General features: G+C 29.1%; 22 protein-coding genes. 15 read left to right on the top strand and 7 right to left on the bottom strand.

What is annotated here, in order from left to right; all coding sequences use genetic code 11:
* Positions 1-69 precede the first annotated feature (69 nt).
* The 3 genes from CORN_RS03045 to folD all read right to left on the bottom strand — a co-directional run bounded on the left by CORN_RS03045 (position 70) and on the right by folD (position 3,092).
* Positions 70-1,236, bottom strand: a complete 1,167-nt coding sequence (locus CORN_RS03045) for a pyridoxal phosphate-dependent aminotransferase (RefSeq protein ID WP_066008582.1) — start codon at positions 1,234-1,236, stop codon at positions 70-72.
* Positions 1,237-1,398: 162 nt separating this feature from the next.
* Positions 1,399-2,247 carry a signal peptidase I gene (lepB, locus tag CORN_RS03040; RefSeq protein WP_066008583.1) on the bottom strand — a complete coding sequence of 283 codons (849 nt, stop codon included), beginning with the start codon at positions 2,245-2,247 and terminating at the stop codon, positions 1,399-1,401.
* Positions 2,244-3,092 (bottom strand): bifunctional methylenetetrahydrofolate dehydrogenase/methenyltetrahydrofolate cyclohydrolase FolD, encoded by an 849-nt coding sequence (gene folD, locus CORN_RS03035; RefSeq protein ID WP_066008584.1) that lies wholly within the window; start codon positions 3,090-3,092, stop codon positions 2,244-2,246. Before folD ends, lepB begins: the two co-directional genes overlap by 4 nt.
* Before the next feature lie 82 nt (positions 3,093-3,174).
* Between folD and CORN_RS03030 the strand changes: the two genes are divergently transcribed.
* From CORN_RS03030 to CORN_RS03000, 7 genes are read left to right on the top strand one after another with little or no spacing between them, the layout of a single operon-like run.
* The gene (locus tag CORN_RS03030; RefSeq protein ID WP_066008585.1) at positions 3,175-3,519 is read left to right on the top strand and encodes a hypothetical protein; all 345 of its coding nucleotides are present in this window, start codon (positions 3,175-3,177) and stop codon (positions 3,517-3,519) included.
* Complete coding sequence (gene hemL / locus CORN_RS03025) at positions 3,516-4,793, top strand: glutamate-1-semialdehyde 2,1-aminomutase (protein ID WP_066008586.1); 1,278 nt, start codon at positions 3,516-3,518, stop codon at positions 4,791-4,793. Before CORN_RS03030 ends, hemL begins: the two co-directional genes overlap by 4 nt.
* Complete coding sequence (locus CORN_RS03020) at positions 4,790-5,068, top strand: AtpZ/AtpI family protein (RefSeq protein ID WP_066008587.1); 279 nt, start codon at positions 4,790-4,792, stop codon at positions 5,066-5,068. Before hemL ends, CORN_RS03020 begins: the two co-directional genes overlap by 4 nt.
* Complete coding sequence (locus tag CORN_RS03015) at positions 5,052-5,537, top strand: hypothetical protein (RefSeq protein ID WP_066008588.1); 486 nt, start codon at positions 5,052-5,054, stop codon at positions 5,535-5,537. The genes CORN_RS03020 and CORN_RS03015 overlap by 17 nt, the downstream gene beginning before the upstream one ends.
* Positions 5,531-6,727, top strand: a complete 1,197-nt coding sequence (locus CORN_RS03010; RefSeq protein ID WP_066008589.1) for an MFS transporter — start codon at positions 5,531-5,533, stop codon at positions 6,725-6,727. Before CORN_RS03015 ends, CORN_RS03010 begins: the two co-directional genes overlap by 7 nt.
* On the top strand, positions 6,717-8,753 hold the full coding sequence (locus CORN_RS03005; RefSeq protein ID WP_066008590.1) for a flagellar hook-length control protein FliK: 2,037 nt from the start codon (positions 6,717-6,719) through the stop codon (positions 8,751-8,753). Before CORN_RS03010 ends, CORN_RS03005 begins: the two co-directional genes overlap by 11 nt.
* Positions 8,754-8,755: 2 nt before the next feature.
* Positions 8,756-9,046 (top strand): FlhB-like flagellar biosynthesis protein, encoded by a 291-nt coding sequence (locus CORN_RS03000; RefSeq protein ID WP_066008591.1) that lies wholly within the window; start codon positions 8,756-8,758, stop codon positions 9,044-9,046.
* Here the strand turns inward: CORN_RS03000 and CORN_RS02995 are convergent.
* Both CORN_RS02995 and CORN_RS02990 read right to left on the bottom strand, forming a co-directional pair.
* A complete protein-coding gene (locus tag CORN_RS02995; protein ID WP_066008592.1) occupies positions 9,021-9,830 on the bottom strand; it encodes a phosphatidylserine decarboxylase in 810 nt (269 codons plus the stop codon). The two genes, CORN_RS03000 and CORN_RS02995, sit on opposite strands and share 26 nt — an antisense overlap.
* Positions 9,831-10,961 carry a metallophosphoesterase gene (locus CORN_RS02990; RefSeq protein ID WP_066008593.1) on the bottom strand — a complete coding sequence of 377 codons (1,131 nt, stop codon included), beginning with the start codon at positions 10,959-10,961 and terminating at the stop codon, positions 9,831-9,833.
* A gap of 72 nt (positions 10,962-11,033) precedes the next feature.
* Between CORN_RS02990 and abc-f the strand changes: the two genes are divergently transcribed.
* The 8 genes from abc-f to CORN_RS02950 all read left to right on the top strand — a co-directional run bounded on the left by abc-f (position 11,034) and on the right by CORN_RS02950 (position 20,226).
* Entirely contained in the window at positions 11,034-12,965 is a 1,932-nt protein-coding gene (abc-f, locus tag CORN_RS02985; RefSeq protein ID WP_066008594.1) for a ribosomal protection-like ABC-F family protein, read from the top strand.
* 272 nt (positions 12,966-13,237) lie between these two features.
* Positions 13,238-15,376: an autotransporter family protein gene (locus tag CORN_RS02980; protein WP_172663972.1), complete on the top strand. Its 2,139-nt coding sequence runs from the start codon at positions 13,238-13,240 to the stop codon at positions 15,374-15,376.
* A gap of 100 nt (positions 15,377-15,476) precedes the next feature.
* Positions 15,477-16,664: a M48 family metallopeptidase gene (locus CORN_RS02975; RefSeq protein WP_066008596.1), complete on the top strand. Its 1,188-nt coding sequence runs from the start codon at positions 15,477-15,479 to the stop codon at positions 16,662-16,664.
* A complete protein-coding gene (locus CORN_RS02970) occupies positions 16,664-17,464 on the top strand; it encodes a HemK/PrmC family methyltransferase (RefSeq protein ID WP_066008640.1) in 801 nt (266 codons plus the stop codon). Before CORN_RS02975 ends, CORN_RS02970 begins: the two co-directional genes overlap by 1 nt.
* Positions 17,465-17,494: 30 nt before the next feature.
* On the top strand, positions 17,495-17,962 hold the full coding sequence (locus tag CORN_RS02965) for a DUF4149 domain-containing protein (protein WP_066008597.1): 468 nt from the start codon (positions 17,495-17,497) through the stop codon (positions 17,960-17,962).
* A 33-nt stretch (positions 17,963-17,995) separates the two neighbouring features.
* Positions 17,996-18,745: a flagellin gene (locus CORN_RS02960; protein WP_066008598.1), complete on the top strand. Its 750-nt coding sequence runs from the start codon at positions 17,996-17,998 to the stop codon at positions 18,743-18,745.
* A 39-nt stretch (positions 18,746-18,784) separates the two neighbouring features.
* On the top strand, positions 18,785-19,660 hold the full coding sequence (gene cmoB, locus CORN_RS02955) for a tRNA 5-methoxyuridine(34)/uridine 5-oxyacetic acid(34) synthase CmoB (RefSeq protein WP_066008599.1): 876 nt from the start codon (positions 18,785-18,787) through the stop codon (positions 19,658-19,660).
* Positions 19,661-19,662: 2 nt separating this feature from the next.
* Positions 19,663-20,226, top strand: coding sequence for a hypothetical protein (locus CORN_RS02950; protein WP_066008600.1), 564 nt, complete (start codon positions 19,663-19,665; stop codon positions 20,224-20,226).
* Here CORN_RS02950 and CORN_RS02945 read toward each other — a convergent pair.
* Both CORN_RS02945 and CORN_RS02940 read right to left on the bottom strand, forming a co-directional pair.
* Entirely contained in the window at positions 20,206-20,358 is a 153-nt protein-coding gene (locus CORN_RS02945; RefSeq protein WP_425337393.1) for a hypothetical protein, read from the bottom strand. The genes CORN_RS02950 and CORN_RS02945 overlap by 21 nt on opposite strands.
* A gap of 41 nt (positions 20,359-20,399) precedes the next feature.
* A complete protein-coding gene (locus CORN_RS02940) occupies positions 20,400-20,924 on the bottom strand; it encodes a thermonuclease family protein (protein WP_066008601.1) in 525 nt (174 codons plus the stop codon).
* Positions 20,925-20,950: the final 26 nt, after the last annotated feature.

Raw genomic sequence — 20,950 nt, 5'->3', positions numbered from 1 at the left:
GCATAATCATACCAAAGACTTGCTTATAAGTTTTTTTGAAAGAAAGCCTGTTTTAACAGGCTTAAAAAATCAGTAGTTTTTTACAAATTCAACAATTTTTTCACAACCTTCAGTGATGTCTTTTTCATTAGTTGCATAAGAAAGTCTAAAATACCCTTCCATGCCAAAACCTATGCCCGGTACTAAAGCTACTTTTTGCTCTTCTAATAATCTTTTGCAAAATCTCATAGAATCATTATCAATTTCTTTACAAGAGATAAATAAATAAAAAGCTCCTTGAGGAATTTGCTCTAATTTTAATTTCTCACTTTTAGATAAAATCTCACACGCTATATCTCTACGTTTTAAAAACGCTTGTCTCATCATTTCAATATCACCATCTGCTTTTCCAAGTAAAGCTGGTAGGGCAGCATGTTGAATGATAGAGCATATATTAGAAGTGCTTTGGCCTTGTAATTTTTTAACAGCATTGTTAAACTCACTCATTTTACTTGCCATATAACCAAAACGCCATCCTGGCATAGCACCACATTTACTAAGACCATTAATACTTACAGTTCTATTTAAAGCATCTTCACTAACTTGTGCAAAAGCACAAAATTCACCATCGTATACTAATTTTTCATAAATTTCATCACTTAAAACTACAATTTTAGTTCCCTCTAAAACCTTAGCTAAAGCAGTAATTTCTTCTTTAGAATATATAGCACCCGTAGGATTTGATGGGGAATTAAACATCAAAACCTTTGTTTTTGGAGTGATAGCTTGCTTTAATTGCTCAGGAGTTATTTTAAAACCATTTTTTGCTTCACCCTCTATAAAAACTGGAGTTCCACCTGCAAATTTTACCATTTCGGGATAGCTTACCCAATATGGACTTGGTATAATAACCTCATCATCTTCTTCAATCAAACATTCAATCGCCAAAAACAAAGAGTGTTTGGCACCTACATTGGTAATAATCTCATTTGTTTTATAATTAAGATTATTGTCTTTTTCGAATTTATATTGTATAGCCTCTATAACTTCTTTTATACCCACAACTGGAGTATAAGCCCCACAACCTTTTTCAATAGCACTAATCGCAGCTTCTTTAATCACCTTTGGAGTATCAAAATCAGGCTCACCTGCTGAAAAACCAATGACTTTCTCACCATTTGCTTTTAAAGTTTTGGCTATATCAGTCATTACTAAAGTTAAGGATTCTCCTAAATTTTGAGATCTTTGACTTAGCATTTTTTATCCTTTATTTTACTTTGGTTTTTATTTACATTAATTGTTACAACTTGGAGCTTAAAAAAATCTACGAATAAAAATAAGAATATATATTTTTATGAATTTGTGTAGAAAGTATACATTTTCTACACATAAAATATTTTATATTGTTTCTTTGAGTAATTATTCTAAAGCTTCTATATCGCTTTCATTATGATGAATAAAACGCTCATCTTTTTCTATAGTTTCAACCAAACGCCCTACTCTTTCCCATCTGACTTTTTTGTTTTCATCCCATGAAAAATAAATAAACCATGGCTGTCCAACTATATATTTATAATCCACACTTCCCCAAAATCTACTATCACTAGAATGATCACGATTATCACCCATCATAAAATACTCATTTTCAGGTACTTTATAATAATAAGCATTAAAACCATAAATATTATTAGCACCCAATTCATCAAAAGAAGCAGGTTTCATAGCAAATTGACCCAAATTTAAATAGCGGAAAAACACACTTTCTATATCCACTCTAGAATCATAATGTATTCCTTTTTCAATAAAAGGCTCTTTTACAAAAAGTCTTCCGCCTATAATTTTTGTTTTATTAGGGTAGTAATCTTTCATATATTCATCGCCCTCAATCATACGCACATATAAAGTTTTATTTGCAAAAACTATTTCATCACCACCTTTAGCCACACATCTTTTTACATAATGAATTTTTGGTTCATGTGGATATCTAAATACTACAATATCTCCTCTTTTTGGACCTTCTCCACTAATTAAATGTCCATTTTTATTAAAATCAGGTAAAACAGGAATTTCAACCCAAGGAATGTGTGGTGTTGGAACACCATAAGAAAATTTTTTTACAAATAGAAAATCGCCTACTAGTAAAGTATTTTTCATAGAACCACTTGGTATAGTAAAAGCTTGTATAAAGAAAAATATAATCAACAAAACAACTATTAAAGTTCCTGTCCAAGATTGCGTGAATTTATAAATTTTTTTCAAAAAATTCATTTTTTAATCCTATTTTTAGCTGATTTGATAGTATTTTCCAAAAGCATTGCTATAGTCATAGGCCCTACTCCACCTGGTACCGGAGTAATATAGCTAGCTTTTTTACTAACATTTTCAAAATCAACATCACCTACTATTTTTCCATCAACTCTATTAATCCCTACATCAACTACTATCGCACCTTCTTTAACCATATCTTCTTTTAAAAGATTTGGACAACCTGCTGCTACGATGATAATATCAGCATTTTTTGTATAAGCTTTTAAATCTTTTGTATAAATATGACAAACACTTACACTAGCATTAGCATTTAGTAAAAGCGTGGCCATAGGACGGCCTACTATATTAGAAGCTCCTATTACAACTACATCAGCACCTTGTAATTTTATATTATAATGCTCTAAAATTTTCATAACCCCTAAAGGCGTACATGGTAAAAAGCCACCTTTTAAATTAAGATTCAAATTCCCAACATTGAATGGATGGAAACCATCTACATCTTTATTAAAATTAATGTTTTCTAAGATTATATCTTTATTGATATGTATTGGCAATGGAAGCTGAACTAAAATTCCATCTACACTATCATCATGATTTAAAGTATTAATCAAAGCCAAAAGCTCATTTTGAGTTGTGTTTACATCAAGTTTATAAACTAAAGACTTAATTCCACACTGCTCACAAGCCTTTGCTTTAGAGCTCACATAAGTAGTGCTAGCAGGATCTTCGCCAACCAAAATCACAGCCAAGCAAGGCTCTATACTTTTGATTTTAAGTTCTAATACTTCTTGTTTTAGATTATTTTTAATCTCATCACTTAACTTTTTACCATCTAAAAGTATCATTTCTTTCCTTAAAAATTTATAGCTTTCTTTAACTTAAAAAATTGTATCATAATAAAACTTCTTTTTTTGTTAAAGGCAGTAGATGAAAATTATTTTATTTTTATTTTTTATAGTTTATGGTATTTGGGCTGAAGATTTTATCTCACCTAAAGAATACCAAGAATCCCTTTACAAAAATCCAAGAGGTATAAGTTGTGCTAAATGCCATGGCGATGGAAGTCAACAAACACTTGGATACTATACTAAAAATGGAGAAAAATTTCCTTTTATTGTACCAAGTATTAAAAACACCTCCTATACACGTTTTAGAGAAATTTTAAGCCAACCCCAAGAGGCAAAAAGCATTATGCCAACTTACTCATTAACAGAAGATGAGATGAAATCACTTTACGATTATATTACTAATAGCAAAAGGAGTAAAAAATGAAAAACAACAAAAAAGCCTTTGAAGAAGCTTGTGGATACATAGCAGGCGGAGTAGATTCTCCTGTGCGTGCTTTTGCAAGTGTAGGTAGCAATCCATTGTTTATCAAACAGGGGAAAGGTGCTTATATTAGCGATATAGAAGAAAATACTTATATAGACTATGTGCAAAGCTGGGGACCTTTACTTTTTGGACATTGTGATGAGGATATTGAAAAAGCTTGCAAGAAAGCTTTAGAGCATGGTTCAAGTTTTGGCGCACCAACCCTAGCTGAAACTAAGTTAGCTAAATTTATCCTAAAAGATTGGCCTCATTTAGACAAAATACGTTTTGTAAGTAGTGGCACTGAAGCTACTATGAGTGCTATTCGCCTTGCAAGAGGGTTTAGTAAAAAAGACAAAATCATTAAATTTGAAGGATGTTATCATGGACATTCTGATTCTTTGTTGGTCAGTGCAGGAAGTGGTGCAGCTACTTTTAACACCCCAAGTTCTTTAGGGGTTTTAACAGATGTAGCCAAAAATACTTTAGTGGCTATTTATAATGATATTGACAGTGTAAAAAATTTAGTTACAAATAATGATAATATAGCTTGTATTATCATAGAGCCAATTGCTGGAAATATGGGCTTAGTACCTGCTAAAATAGAATTTTTACAAGAACTAAGAAGATTATGTGATGAACATCAAATTCTTTTGATTTTTGATGAAGTTATGAGCGGCTTTAGAGCTTCATATTTAGGTTCTTTTGGAATCAATAATATAAAAGCTGATATAGTAACCTTTGGTAAAGTTATAGGCGGAGGCATACCTGCGGCAGCTTTTGCAGCAAAAGCTGAAATTATGGATTTATTAAGTCCTTTGGGTGGAGTATATCAAGCAGGAACACTAAGCGGCAACCCTCTTGCCATGGCTGCAGGCTATGCGAGCTTAAAAAAAGCAAAAAATTATGAAGGCTTGTATGAAAAATTAGAAAAACTAGGCAAAAGACTTACTCAAGGTTTTAAAGAAGCTGCAAATGATTGTAACATCCCTTTGCAAGTTAATTGTATTGGCTCTATGTTTGGATTTTTCTTTTGCGAAAACCCTGTTAATAATTATCAAGATGCTCTAAAATCAGATACTAAATTATTTGCCAAATTTCATGCACAAATGCTAAGTAAAGGTGTGTATCTAGCACCATCTCAATTTGAAACAGGTTTTATATGTGAATGTATGGATAAAAAAATCATTGATAAAACCATACAAGCAGCACAAGAAAGTTTCAAAGCCCTATGAATAAAAGACAAAAAATTATCCGCAAGGGTATAGAGGCTGCAGATGGATTAAGCCTTGGTATATCTATGGTTATAGCTGTTTTAATTGGAGTTGGTATAGGCTATTTTTTAAAAAATTTAACTGGCATAGCTTGGCTTTTTTGGATAGGAGTATTCATAGGAGTGGCTGCAGCGATTTTAAATGTCTATAAAGCTTACAAAGCTCAAGTAAAAAGCTATGAAGAATTTAAAGAAGAAAATCGCTATAAAGATTTAAAAAATGATCCTAAAGCCTAAAATTTTATTAAAACTCTTACTAGGATTAAATTTGTTTTTCCTAGCAGGAGTTTTTTTCTATAAAGGGTTAAATTTAAAAAACTTTATAAGTTTTGAATTTGGCTTTTTGGCTCAAAATTTAATCATTTTAATTTCTTTTATAAATTATAAAAATTTTATTTTTAAAGCAACTAAAAACTATGATTTTACACAAAGACCTTTGCAGATTTTTGCCAAAAAACAATATTCTTTGCCAAAAATTATAAAATTTATTTATATAAATGACGATTTTAAACCAAAAATTAAAAGTATTTTTAAAAATGCATTGGTATTTTTTTCTTTATTTAAAATTTTTGCTTATGTGTTTTTAGTAGCAGGTTTTTTATTTTTAGAGTTTCAAGGTATAATGAGTATTTTTGCCTTGTTTTGTGCAATGTTTGTCACACCCATAGCGGTATTAATATATAATTTTTTAATAAGAAAATGTTAAGCTCAAAAAGAACGATTAGATCACTAACTGCATTGTTTTTTGGTATGATTTTTGTTTTTATAGGAAGTGCTTTAACGGTGAATTCTATAGCTATTATTTTAAAACACAATGATGTTAGTAATTTCTACATAGGAGTAATAGGAAGTTGTTATTTTCTTGGAGCCATGGTAAGCACTATTAGTGCCCATAGAATAGTCTCTAAGGTAGGACATATAAGATCTTTTGGAATTTTTGCTATTATTTTTGGTATTGCTACTATGCTTCATAGTATAAATTTTAATCTTTATTTTTGGATGATCTTGAGATTTTTACTAGGTTTTTGTTATTATGCACTTTTAATGGTTATAGAATCATGGCTAAACGAAAAAGCCAAAAATGCCATTCGCTCAAGAGTAATAGCCTTTTATGAAGTAGTATTTTATTCATCATCAGGCTTTGGAATTTTACTTATGTCATTTGATTTCCCAAGCAACACAGTGTTTATTTTAAGCGCTAGTTTTATTATGTTTGCTTCTATTCCTTTATTTTTAATCCGTATTAAAGAACCAGTTTTACCACAAAAAACCAAAATTTCCATTCCTAAAGTTTTTGATATAGTGCCTTTAGCTTTAGTTACGAGTTTTATAGCAGGCATGCTTTTAAATGGCTTTTTTTCTATGGCTTCTTTGTTTATAATTATACAAGGATTTGGTGCAAAAGAAGCTTCGTTTTTTATTTTTTGTACCATGTTGGGAGGATTTATATCTCAACTTTTTATCGGAACTCTTTCTGATAAAATCAGTCGCAAATTTGCTATTATTTTATGTGCTTTTACAGCCTTAAGTGCTATGCTTTGTATTTTATTGCTAAGCTATAATATTTATTTAAAATACTTTTTTGGCTTTTTACTAGGTATGGGAATGTGTTGTTTGTATGCTCTTTCTCTAGCTAGAGCAAATGATATGCTTGATGATTCTAGCAAAAGAGTTGAGCTTGGTAGAGCTGTTCTTTTTACCTATTCTTTTGGTGCTTTATTTGCACCTGCTATACTTGGAATTTTGATGTATTATTTTGAAGGCAATGGATTTATGTATTTTTACATCGTTTTATTAACCATTCTAATCCTTTTTGCTATAGATAAACCAAAATTTAAAAATCTAACCAAATTCAAAAGAAAACCAGGTAATATGGTAATGCTAGATGATAACTAATATTTCTAACAACCAAAATCAATTTGCAAAAAACGAAACAAATAAAGAAAACAAAAGTGAAAAATCAGATAAAAAAAATTCACTGAATGAAGCTTTAAAAAATCCTTTATTTTCTAAAAATAATCCTGAAGTTAAACTACCCAAAGACTATGTTAGCAAAATCGACCAAAAACTACAAGAATTATTAAACAAACTCCTAGATCAAATCAAAATCAACAAAGACCCTGATTTAGCAGTATTAAAAAATCACAAAGATTTAAATTTTGCACCCAATTTTGCCAATGAAATTAAAAAACTTCAAACAGAGCTTTCTAAAAATCCTGAATTTGAAAAACTGCTTAAAAATTTAGAAGATCTAGTTAAACCTGCCAAAGACATTAACAATAAAAACCTTTCATCTTTAGTAAAAAATTCAGGTGTATTTTTAGAAGCAAAACTCAATTATTCTTTAAAAGAGCAAAATTTACCACAAAGCTTTTTTAACCTTTTAAATACTATAAAAGGTGCTACTAGTGAAAATTTAAAACGCGATATAAGTAATTTAGATCTTAAAAACCTTGATACTACAAATACTTTAAAAGAACTTATTTATGTTTTACAAAACCACAAAAAAAACAATAAAGCTTCTTTAGAAAATACAAACTATAAAACACTTTTTAAATTATTTGACAAAATTGAAAATTTCAAAAACTATATCAATAAAAATCCAAGCTCCATTAGTCAAGAAAAATTACAAAATATTGCCAATAATTTCATCAAAAACCTTAACAAAAATTTAACTCTCATCAACAAAGAACTAGCTAAACCTGAAAATATAAAAATTCAAAACACACATACACTTAAAGAGCTTAGTCAAAATATAAAAAATCTTATAATACTTTTAAAAGATATAAAAACCCCTGAAAACAAAAATGAAATAAAGCAGGAATTTTCAGATAAAACAATCCAAAACAAAGATATCAAAGAAAATCCTAAAGAAGAATCAAAAGATCCAAAAATACCACAAAAAAACACCAAAGAAGAAAAAGAAATTCAATACAAGCAAGAAAATTTGCCTCAAAGCAAAGAAATTAAAGAAAATTTATCAAAAGATAAAGAAATTCAAAATGCAAAAGAAGAAAAAATACCACAAAACAAAGATATCAAAGAAAATCCTAAAGAAGAATCAAAAGCACCGCAAAAAAATACTGAAGAGATAAATAAAAACCAAAATTTACAAACAAACAACGCTAAACTAGAAGATATTTTTAAAAGCACTTCAGGCAAAATTTTACTAGAAGATATTTTTAAACAAAATGTAAGTAAAAATCTTAACTTTAGCCAAAATTTACAAGAAGAAATTTTAAATAACCTTAACAAAGAATTAGGTCTAATAGGAAGAAAGCTCAATGAAGTTTTAAAAGCTTTAGATCCTAAAAACTATGAAGCAAAAAATTCTTTAGATGATGTAAAAAACATAGAAAAAAAACTAGAGCTTTCTATAAAAGATCTTGGAAAAATTACCCCAAAAGATACCACAGAAATCTCTTCAGAATTACAAAAAGATATCAAATCAACTCTTTTGCAAGTTTCTAATCTAGCTAAAAATTTAGACAATGAAAGCATATTAAATCAAACAAATCGTCTCATAGCTCAACTTGAATTTAATCAACTTTTATCTTTAGCTAATAATAGCATTCATACTTTTCTACCATTTTTTTGGGATGATTTGGAAAAATCCAATGTAGTTTTTAAACGTGGCAAGAAAGATAAATTTTACGCACAAATTAATCTTGAATTTGAAAAACTAGGAAAAATCAATGTATTTTTATCGTTAAGTAATGATAAATACATCGATATAAATATGATGATAGAAAATGCTAATTTTAGAAAAAAACTCTACGAAAGAGTGCATGAGCTAAAAAAGGCTTTGGTAAAAGTAGGACTTTTGAGCTCTAATTTTTTCATTAGCGATATAGTTAAAAGTAAATTTCAAAATCAAGAAGAATACAATGACTTTAACATGGGTTTTGATACAAGGGCTTAAAAATGGCTAAAAAAACAAAAAAAGCCGTTGCACTAGGCTATAACAAAGAAGATCAAAATGCACCAAAAATCCTAGCTAATGCTAAAGGTGAAAACGCTACTAAAATCATCTCTTTAGCTAAAGAGAACGGTATACCCATAAAAGAAGATAAAGACTTAGTAGAAGTGCTTAGCAAACTTGATCTAGGCGATGAAATCCCACCTAATATGTATAAAGCGGTAGCTGAAATTTTTGCCTTTTTATATAAAGTTGCCAATGAGGATGAAGCTAAGCAAAGTCCGCAATCTTCTTAGAAAATTCAACTTTTTCATAAGCATTTTTAATAAATTTTAAAAATCCTTTTTGAGTGATTAAAACTATAGTTGAACCTAATTCAAAATTTCCAAGCCTTTGACCTTTTTTTACAAAAAGATCTTCATAAGTATGAGTAAAATCAAAATTTGCAGCATTAGTTTGTATGCTAGTATCAAATACAAAATGCATTTTGCCTACATTTAGCGCACCCACAAATACCATCCAAAGTATAAATTTTCCATCTACTAAGCACTTTAAGACTACTCTTTCATTTTTAGTATAAAGATTTATAATCTTTGCAAGTTTTGCCTCACTCACACTAAATAAAGCCCCACTCATATAAGTAGCGCTTAAAATTTGCATATTACAAGGTGCATGATAATGATGATAATCTTTTGGAGATAAATAAATGTTTGCATAATCTATACCATTTTCTAATTCTTCTTTGCTAGCTGAATTTTTTAAAAGCTCTTCTATACTATAACTTGAACCTTTAATACTAAAAGCTAAATTTTCTTTTAAGTCATTTTGAAAACTACTTCCAAGTTCTAAAATTTTACCATCACTTGGGCTTGTAAATCCATCTTCTAATTCTCGCTCATTTAATAAACTTCTTGTAAATAAAGCATTTAAGCTCTCATACTCTTCTAAAGGCTTAAATTCACTCATATTGATATTAAAAGCATTAACATAGGCTTTATTGATATTTTTTTGTATGATTTTTGGAAATTTATACTTTGCTATAATTCCAAACATTTTTGAAGCACTATTACTAAACCCCATTTATTCTCCTTTTAATCTAATCAAAGCTATCTCACTAGGAGCTAAAAATCTCACAGCAGGCCCCCAAAACCCAGCTCCGCTACTTACATAAAGTAAACTTTCTTTGTTTAATTTATAAAGTCCATACACAAAACCTTGCTCTAAATATACCAACAAAGAAAAAGGGAAAATTTGCCCTGCATGAGTATGTCCTGATAAAATCAAATCAAACCCACTTACATCATAAGTTTTTACATACTTTGGCTGATGTGTGATTAAAATATTGACCTTTTTTTGGTTGATTTGAGCTTTGATTTTTTCTATACTACTTTCTTTAAAACCCAAACGCTTTGCACTTAAATCTAAAGTCCCACTTAAAGTAAAATCTCCAAAATCCACACTTTCATCTTCTAAAACTTTAAAATTTTTAAGCGTTTTTAGCTTTTTACCTATCGTATTTATATCATTATAATACTCATGATTTCCATAAACATAATAAGTGCCGTATTTTGATTTAAAATTCTCTAATAAATTAATATAAGACATACTAGCAATATCTGCATCGATTAAATCTCCAGCTATAATAACCATATCAACATTTAAAGCATTCACCTCATCAATTAAGGTTTTTAAAAAATCTTCTCCTAGATTTTTACCCAAATGTATATCAGAAAGCAAGGCTATGTTTAAATCTTCTTTTAAATTTTTGATTTTAATATCTACTTCATTAACCCTAGGCGTACTAATAGCATTTACAAAACCCTTAAACACCATACTAACACTAAGTACAATAAGCCAAGAATCAAAAATTAATTTTAAAAATTTTCTTCTTTGAGTACTAAAAATTTGTTCTTTTCTATTTTCATTAAAAAAAACCCAAGAACCAATTTCAAACACTAATCCAAAAAGCAAAAAAAAGCAGGTAATAGTAGGAAAAATAGCTAAAATATAATAAAGCTTTTCATGTAAAAAATCTCCACGCATATTTATAAAAAAAATCAACTCGCATACAAAAACCATTAAAATAAAAACTAATACAAACTTCTTATAAGGTTTTAAAAAAACAATTCTACTTAGAAATCTTTTATAAATATACCAATTTGCCAAAGCAAAAAATAAAACTAGTAAAGTAAAAAAAACAAACACTCTCATAGTGTAATTTTATTTAAGCAAAATTAATACTTTTTAAAGTAAAATCGCAAAAAAACATTTTGGGAAAGAAATTTGGCTTTAATAGATTTAATTGATGCAAACAAAAAATTTAATACAAAAATAGTTTTAGAAAATGCAAATTTTAGTGCAAATTTAGGAGAAAAAATCGCCATTATAGGTAAAAATGGTGAAGGAAAATCAAGCTTTTTAAAAGCTCTTATGGGAACTTTAAAACTAGATAGTGGTAGAGTCATTAGACAAAACAATACTAGTATAGGTATGCTAAGCCAACAAGTAAGCTTTGAAAGCACTTTAAGCGTAAACGAAGCCATAAAAAAAGAACTTGAAGAAATTTATCAAGCCTTAAAAGAATTTGAAAACTACAATGAAAAACTAGCTCTTGATCCAGAAAACAAAGAATATTTAAAAAAAGTAGATGAATTAAGTTTATTTATAGATTCAAAAGACGCGTGGAATTTAGACCAGAAAATACAAAGAATACTAGAAGAATTTAAACTACTAGAATACAAAGACAGAACACTTTGCTCTTTAAGTGGTGGCGAGATAAGACGCGTAGGACTTTGCACGCTTTTGCTTAAAAATCCTGATATATTATTGCTTGATGAGCCAACCAACCATTTGGATGTATATATGAGTAGCTTTTTAGAAGAAAGATTAAAAGCTACTAAAATGTGCGTTATTTTCATCTCTCATGATAGGTATTTTATCGATGCAATAGCACAAAAATGCATAGAAATAGAAGCAGGAAAATTAAGCATTTTTGAGGGCGGATATACACAATATCTAGAAAAAAAAGCAGCTATTTTAGCTTCCTTAGCTAAAAGCCATGAAACCTTACTTAAGCAACTAAAAAGCGAGGAAGAATGGCTAAGAAGAGGAGTTAAAGCTAGACTTAAACGCAACGAAGGACGCAAAGAACGCATTTTTAAAATGCGCGAAGAAGCTAAGAAAAACCCAGGAGCTATCAAACGCTTACAACTTGAAATCAAAAGAGCAAGCAAAAATTTCAATCAAACTCAAAGTCAAAACCGCAAAAAAATGCTTTTTGAACTTAAAAATATCTCAAAATCCATAGCAGACAAGATACTTTTTAAAGACTTTAATGTACGAATTTTACAAGGTGAACGCATAGCCATAGTAGGTAAAAATGGCTGTGGGAAATCTACTTTTTTAAAGATTTTACTTGATCAAATTCCGCTTGATAGCGGGGAGATTAAAAGAGGCGAAGTTAAAATAGGCTATTTTGATCAAAGCAGGAGCTTACTCAATACTGATAAAAAACTTTTAGAAATTTTTTGTCCAAATGGTGGTGATCATATTCAAGTACGTGGTAAAAATATGCATGTTTATGGGTATTTAAAACAGTTTTTATTTCCGAAAGAATTTTTAGAGCAAAGTGTGAGTGTTTTAAGTGGGGGTGAAAAAAACAGAGTTGCTCTAGCCTTGCTTTTTACTAAAGAATATGATGTGTTAATCTTAGATGAACCAACAAATGATTTAGACATAGCTACAATTAATATCTTAGAAGAATATTTACTTTCTTTTGAAGGTGCGATTTTGCTTGTATCACATGATAGATATTTTGTTGATAAAATAGCAACTAAACTTTATGCTTTTGAAGATAATGCAAATATTAATATAGAAGTTCTTTCTTATAGTGAGTATTTAGAAAATGAAAAAGAATATAAGGACTTTGAAGAATTTTCTAAAAGCTTAGAAATAAATACCACAACAAGCGTAAAAACAAAAGAAAAATCGACTAAGAAACTAAGCTATAAAGAAAATGAAATTTTAACTTCCTATCCTGATAAAATTCACAAGCTAGAAGAAGAGATAAAAAATTTAAAAATTTCTTTATCAGATCCTGAGCTTTATCAAAAATTTGGAATTAACAAGCTTTATGAAGAATTAAAAGAAAAACAAGATTTATTGACTATTTTAGAAGAGAAATATTTTAATACTCTTGAAAAAATCGAAGAATAGAAAAATATTTAAGATATTAGTTAATTTTAACTTAATAAAAATTTATTAATTATGGTTTTTATGTAATAATTTTCCAACTAAAAACAAAAATATATTTAATATTTAAAAATACCTATATAATATTACTTTATAGGCTTTAAACAGCTATTTTTTCAGATTAAAAAATCGTTTTTTTTTTTTTTTGAATTTTTTGCTAATTTTTATTGACTTTTAAATCATCTTAATGGTAAAATCGTAATTCAATTTTAAATATTTTGTAAAGGAGTTAGGAAATGAGAAATTCAAGAAAAATTTTTCTATCAACTTGCGTTGCTACCATGGTAGCTAGTTCAGCCCATGCTGTTATAGGGGGGGGGATATCGTTTACAGATTCTAACCTAAAAGATGAAAACAAAAACGGAAATTATTCTTTCATAGTAGATAAAGATACAGGTTCTATCTACAATATCTCTTCTGTCATTGGATCTAGCTTTGATGGCAAAACAAACAAATTTATTAATCACTTAAATATAGATGCAGCTAAAAGTACATTTAATGTTGGTGCTAATGGTCAAGATGCAGAAATTGGTCATTATTTTGATGGAGAAAAAGATAAATTTTACTCTTTTAACATAAAAGCAAAAGAAATAATTTTTGATGGTACAAATAATACTTTAGGTCAAGAAACTTCTTTAAATGTAGGTAATACTGGGGTTATAGAGGGAGATCTAGCACTACGCAACGGCGCTGATCTTTTTATTAGCAATGGTACCTTAGGAAGCCAAAGTGCAAATGGTTCTTTACTCGTAAAAGGTAATTTTTCTGCAACAAATGCAAATCTTGATTTCTATGGTAATCACAGTTTTCATATAACTGGAAAAGCAAATATAACAAACTCAACATTTAGCGCTACCAATGCTCCAGTAAGTGAAAACGGTATCTTTTTACTAAGTGCTGATGGTGGTTTTAATAAAAATCTTACAACTTCAAATACAGCAGGTGTTTATACAATTATATCAACAGCGGACGCTCTTGGACTAAGTGCAGAAGAAGCTAAAAAATATAACGAAAGTTTTGACTCAATAAAGGTAAATATAAAAGATGTAAATCATGAAATAAAAGTAGTAGGAAATTCTCTATATATCAGTGCTAATGTTGATACAAAAGCTTGGAATAACAACATTAAAACAAATGGTCTTGCTAAATCTTTAAAAGAAGCTCAAAAATTAGCCTTACAATCTATGATTGATGAATATACAAGATTGATGAGCGAAGCACCTGGTATCCAACCAAAAACAGACGCAAAACAAGATTTCACTAAAGCAGACTACCAACAAATAATTAGAGATTTAACAGGCAAAATGAATGCAATTGATGTAAATGATAAATCACCTGTATTTAACAGTCAAATCGATGCTGTATTAGGTTCAATCTTAACATCGAACAGACAACAAGCAGCGGGTAGCGCTCTAACTGATGCTATGATAGGTAATACACAACAAGCCAAAAATGTAGTAAATTCAGCTAGAGAAAGTGCTAACAATTCTAACCGTCAAGGCGCTATCCAAGTTATCAACTTAGCTAATGAAATGGCTATTTCAACTAGAATGATGCAAGATAGAAATCAAGGTGAAAACAGCGTTTGGTCTAATGCATTTGGTGGAGCAAATATGATAGGTAGCGAGAGTGATTCTGTATATGGTATTACACTAGGTATAGATAGACAATTTAGTGATTCAGTATTATTTGGAGCATATTTAACTTATGCTGACTCTAAATTAAACTACAATTCTATCAGTCAAGATGCAGACAATTTGCAATTTGGTGCGTATTCAAGAATAACAAACGGCCAACATGAATTTGATATTAAGACATATGCACAATTTAGCTTTGCAGATCAAGAAAGATTTTTAAATGGCACTAGCAATAAATCTGATTTCACACAAACTTATTTAGGTGCAAGTGGTAGTTATGGCTATGTGTTTGATTTTAGCGACAACTTCTCAATCAAACCATTAATTGGATTAAATCTTTACTATAGCCACACTCCTGACTATACAGAAAATGGTCTTTGGGCTCAAAAAGTTTATTCAATGGATAGCTTTGCAGCAAGTGCAGAACTTGGAGCAGAATTTAGAAAATTCTTTAATGGTGGTAGCTATTTCTATGTTACTCCAAAAATTGAACAATTCTTTGCTATGAGTGGAGATAACTTTAAAGCTCGTTTTACAGGAAGTGATTTTAGTTACAATGTAGCTGGCGCTGAAAAAGACAAAACTTTTGGTAAAATTCTTATCGGAAGTAACATTAGTGTTACAGATAGATTCTCTATTGATCTAAGTGTAGGTGCTAAACAAATCCTAGGTAACAAAGATGACAACACTGATGAAACTTATATAACTGGTAATATTGGTGTTAAATACTCATTCTAATTAATAAAAAAGAATTCTTCTTATATAGCATAGGTAAATTTTTACCTATGCTTATTTACTTTCTTATTGCATACTTTCAAAAAAATTACATGGAAAAACAATGACTTTGATAACTATTTTATGTATTTATACAACCTTTTTGATCTTCATATCTTATACACAAATTTCTTTTTTAAAAAAAGAAAAAGAAAAACAAGCAATTATTTTAGATGAGCATGATTATAAAAATGCTGCAGACATTGCCATAGAAAATGAAAAATATAAAATCTTTTCTAATCTTTATAACCTAATGATTAACATTTCTTGGATTAGCTTTGGTTTTTTATACTTAAAAGAAGTTTTCATAAAAGAAAATTCGACTTTAGAAAATACTTTATTTTTACTTATTTTTTTGTTGATAATTAGTATTTTAAATTTACCACTTAGTTATTACGAAAGCTTTATAAAAGACAAAAAACACGGCTTTTCTAATATGACTTTAGCACTTTTTGTTAAAGATAGTATTAAATCTTTAGCTCTAATGCTTATTTTTGGCTTTTTAATCATTTATGCTTTAGTATTTTGCTTTGAGTTTTTTAGCACATACTGGTGGATCGTAGCTTTTGCTTTAAGCTTTATAATCATGCTCATTATAAATCTCATCTACCCTACTCTCATTGCACCAATGTTTAATAAAATGAAAAAACTTGAAGATGAAAATCTGCTTGAAAAAATCACAAATTTAATGCAAAAATGTGGTTTTAGTGCAAATGGTGTTTATGTCATTGATGCAAGTAAAAGAGATAAAAGATTAAATGCTTATTTTGGTGGTTTATTTAAAAGCAAAAGAGTAGTGCTTTTTGACACACTTTTAAATGCTTTAAAAGAAAAAGAACTCATCGCTGTTTTGGGTCATGAGCTAGGACATTTTGTGCATAAGGATTTACTAAAAATGCTGTTTGTTAGTGCTTTGATGCTTTTTGCTTTGTTTTTTATCTTTGCTCATTTACCAAGCTTTTTTTATATTGAAAGTCATTTATATGGCGTAAATGCTGGAGTTTTTGCACTTTTATTGATTTTTGGAAATATTTTTACTTTTATTATCTCCCCACTACTTAACAAAATGAGCCAAAAAAATGAATTTAATGCTGACTTACATGGAGCAAAACTAAGCTCTAAAGAAGATATGAAAAATGCTCTCATAGCTTTAGCAAAAGAAAATAAAGCTTTTGTTAAAACAAGTAAAATTTATACTTTCTTTCATCTAAGTCATCCTTGCATTTATGATAGAATCAAAGCTTTACAATGATTTCAATCAACAAAGCTTTAAAACAAGCTTATGCAAAAGATCATACTCATAAAGAATATATACTTTTTATTCTTTGTGAGCTTTTGCAAAAAGATAAAGCTTGGATTTTTTTAAATCCTGAATTTCAAATTGATGAAAAAGTTTTTTTAGAATATGTAGATAGATTTTTAAACGGCGAGCCTTTTGAGTATTTGTTTAAAAAAACACAATTTTATGGTTTAGATTTTTTCGTAGAAAAAGGAGTTTTGATACCACGCTTTGATAGTGAATTATTACTTGAAAAATGCTTAGAAATTTTAGATCATCATTCTTTTAAAAATATACTTGAAATAGGTTTTGGAAGTGGAATTTTAAGCATTTGCCTAGCAAAGTTAAGACAAATTTTTATAAAAGCTTGTGATATTAATCTAAAAGCACTAGAACTTGCCGAGAAAAATGCAAATTTTCACAATGTTTCAAATCTAATCGATTTTCAACTTTGTGATTTTAAAAACATACAAGGAAATTTCGATTTTATTTTTTCTAATCCCCCATATATTAAAAACGATTACCCATTGGATAAATGGGTACAAAATGAACCGCATAATGCTTTATTTGGCGGAGACACAGGCTGGGAAATTTTACATGAAATTATTCTTTTTGCTAAAAATCATAACACAAAAGTCTTAGCATGCGAGTTTGGTTATGATCAAAAGGCAATTTTAAATAAAATCTTAAAAGAAAATGGTTTTAAGGCCACTTTTTATCAAGATTATAATGGATTTGATAGAGCCTTTGTTGCGTGGAATTTAAAAAATTAGACTATAATTATCTTTTTATTAGGAGAAAATATGAAATCAATATATTTATTTTTACTAGCAAGTTTAATTGGGATTGAAATTAGCATAGGTGTTTTTTTAGCTCCAACTATATTTTATCCTGCTAAATTCATAGGCGAAGGAGTTTTAACTCATTTTCAAAGTGGGCTTTTAATGACACACATTTTTGTGCAATTTGGCTATGTTTTACTAGGTGTGAGTGCTTTGTCTATTCTTATGGAAATTTTCTCATTTAAGGATAAAAATTTAACTTTTAAAATAAATTTTTCAAAATTTATGCTCTCTTTAATCATTTTGGTACTAAGTTTGCTTTTTGTATTTTACTTCACTGCTTATGTTTTAGAAGCACAAAGTTTAGGAGAAGAAGCAACTAAGACTCAAGAATTTATAAAAATTCATGGTGCAAGTGAAGTTGTGATGAAAATTATCATGTTATCACAAGTTATTTTATTTTTTTTAAATTTTAAAACAAAAAAGTGATATAATAAAATAAGTCTTTAAAAGGAGTCAAAGATGAAAATAGGCGATATAGGAACAACTCAACAAAATCATTACTTAAACCAAGCTCAAAAAAGCCAAGAAAAAGCTTTAGAAAATATAGCCGCGATACGTGCCATAGATGGGACTGATGGAGCAAATTTAGCCATTGCTGATTCTCTAAGAAATCAATATGGCACCATAGATCAAGGTATTTTAAATGCCTATGATTCCATAGGTGTTTTACAAATTGCTGATTCTACATTAAGCAATATCTCAGCTACCACAGATAGACTCAATGAGCTTTCCGTGCGCTCAAATAGTGCTGCGTTAAATGATAGGCAAAAAAGTATGCTAAATACTGAAGCAAACAAGCTTATAAGTTCAATCAATGATGCATTTTCAAATGCTACCTTTAACGGAAAAAACGTCTTTCAAAGCATGGATTTTGTTGTTGGAGCTGGAGTTGAAAGTATTAATTTAAATCAACCAAGCACAACAAATTTAAGTCTTGAAAACCAAGATGGAATTCGTGATTTTCAAGATCAAGTAAGCTCTTTACGTGCAGATATTGGTGCTGGGATTAATGCTATTCATTCTAATATCAACTCATCTTTGCAAACTAGCATTAACACCAAAGAAGCTGAAAGTAAATTGCAAAATAATGATTTAGTGCAAAATATCAATGATTTTAACGCAAATTATCTAAAAGAAAATGCATTTTTATTTGCAAACGCCCATTCAAATGTAATGCTACAAACCAAACTAGCAAGCTTACTTCAATAAACAAAAACTCCCAAAACAAGGGAGTTTTTAAGGAAAAATATGCAGGATAATGCTTTATTCAAGCAAGTTTTAAAACACCATTTGTATGAAAAAATTCAAAAACTTAGTGTCAAAATTCAAAATTCAAATTATCTCATAAATGAAAGTTTTGACATCTTTTGTGATAAAAAACTAGATAATGAAATTAAAGATATTGCCTTAGAATTAAAACCTTGGCGCAAAGGACCTTTTAAAATTAATGATTTGTTTATAGATACAGAATGGCAAAGTTTTATTAAATTTAATATTTTGAAAAAACATCTTCCTTGTATTGAAAATAAAATAGTTGCAGATATTGGTTGTAATAATGGTTATTACATGTTTAAAATGCTTGAATTTAACCCTTTAAAACTCATAGGTTTTGATCCTTCTATTAAGTACTATTTGCAATTTTTATTTTTAAATTCTATTGCTAAAACTCAAATACAATATGAACTTTTAGGGGTAGCTGATGTTCCAAATTATAGTATAAAATTTGATGTGATTTTTTGTCTTGGAGTGATTTATCATCGTAGTGATCCCATAGCCATGCTAAAACAACTCAAACAATCTTTAAATAAAGATGGCATAGTCTTTTTAGATACTATGTATATAGAAGATGAAAGAGAAATTGCGCTCATTCCTCAAAAAACTTACTCAAAAATACCAAATATTTTTTTCATTCCGTCGATATTAGGTTTAAGAAATTGGTGTTATAGAGCTGGATTTAGTGAATTTGAAGTTATAATGACTAAACAAACCGATCATGAAGAACAAAGAAAAACACAATGGATTGATTCTTATTCCTTAGATCAATTTTTAGACAAAAATGACTCAAATTTAACTTGCGAAGGCTATGAAGCACCAAAAAGAGTTTATGTTAAATTAAAGGTATAAAAATGGCAAGAGCAGCAAGTGCTGTTAGCATAGAAGAATTAATAGATCCTGAAGAATTAAATCGTATCAAATCAGAACTGATCACTTGTCCTGGGATAAACAACACTTTAGCGGGAAGTATTTCTCATATAGAAAAAAATTTTGCTAAAGGCATTTTAATCACAACTCATGATATGGCAGTAGATGAATTAGGATTAGTACACAGTGGCTTTGTATTTAACGCGGCTAATTATATAGCTCAAGCTGCAATCAATAAAGAATTTAGTGTCTTAATAGGCTCAAGAAGTTTTTTTTACGCTCCTTTAAAAGTTGGAGATATTTTAAATCTTGAGGCAAATGCTCTTTTTAGTGATGATTCAAGAAAAAGAGAGGTGAAAGTTTCAGGTTTTGTCAATGAGATTAAAATTTTTGATGCATCTTTTCAGGTTGTGACAACAGAAGATCATATATTTAAGCTCAAACAAAGTCAAAACACTACAAGCAACAACCAAAACCAGCAAGAACCACCTAAGCAAGAGACTACACAAGAAGAGCTTAATGCAGTATTAAAAGGAATCGGGGGTTAAAGGTAAATCCACCCAATTTTTAGGACATTCCTTGTGATAACCCCCGCTTGCATCGTAATACTCTTTGCAATCATCATAAAAACGATTTGAAATTCCCCTTTCATTTACAAAACAACCACTAAAAAATAACATCAAAAATCCAAGAAAAAATACTTTTTTCAACATCTTTTATCCTATTTTAATCTTATTTGCTTACGCCATTTATAAGGCTCTATAGGATTTTCATCCTCCCATAAACCTTTTTTATTTTCTTTGGCATAATTTTGTTCATTTATATACAAATCACTATAATGCTCATAAGCCCAGGCAAAGCCGTTTTTAACCATAATTTGATTGATATCTTTATCATTTAAATATACAATAGCTAAAATTCTACCATATTTATCCTCATCTTTTACACTCAAAACCACCTCTTTATTTAATACTATAGCATTTAAAAATTGTTTAGCCATCTTCCCATAAGCCTGATCACTCTCAGGTGCATCTATACCAAAAAGCCTAATTTTAAGTTTTTCATTTTCAAATTTAGCTTCAATAGTATCACCATCTATCACACGGCTCACTTTAGCATTAATATAAGATCCACCATCATAGTTTAAGATATAAGCAAAAACAATTAAAAAAAACATAATTAAAATTTTCTTTGGATCTTTTAATAAAGTTATAAAAAAAATGATTTGTTTTTTAGAAATTTTCATTTAAACCTCATCTATATAAAAATATG

Source organism: Campylobacter ornithocola, from assembly GCF_013201605.1.
GTDB classification, from domain to species: domain Bacteria; phylum Campylobacterota; class Campylobacteria; order Campylobacterales; family Campylobacteraceae; genus Campylobacter_D; species Campylobacter_D ornithocola.
Note: the sequence above shows the minus strand (reverse complement) of the source record. Positions and strands in the feature narration are given on the sequence as shown.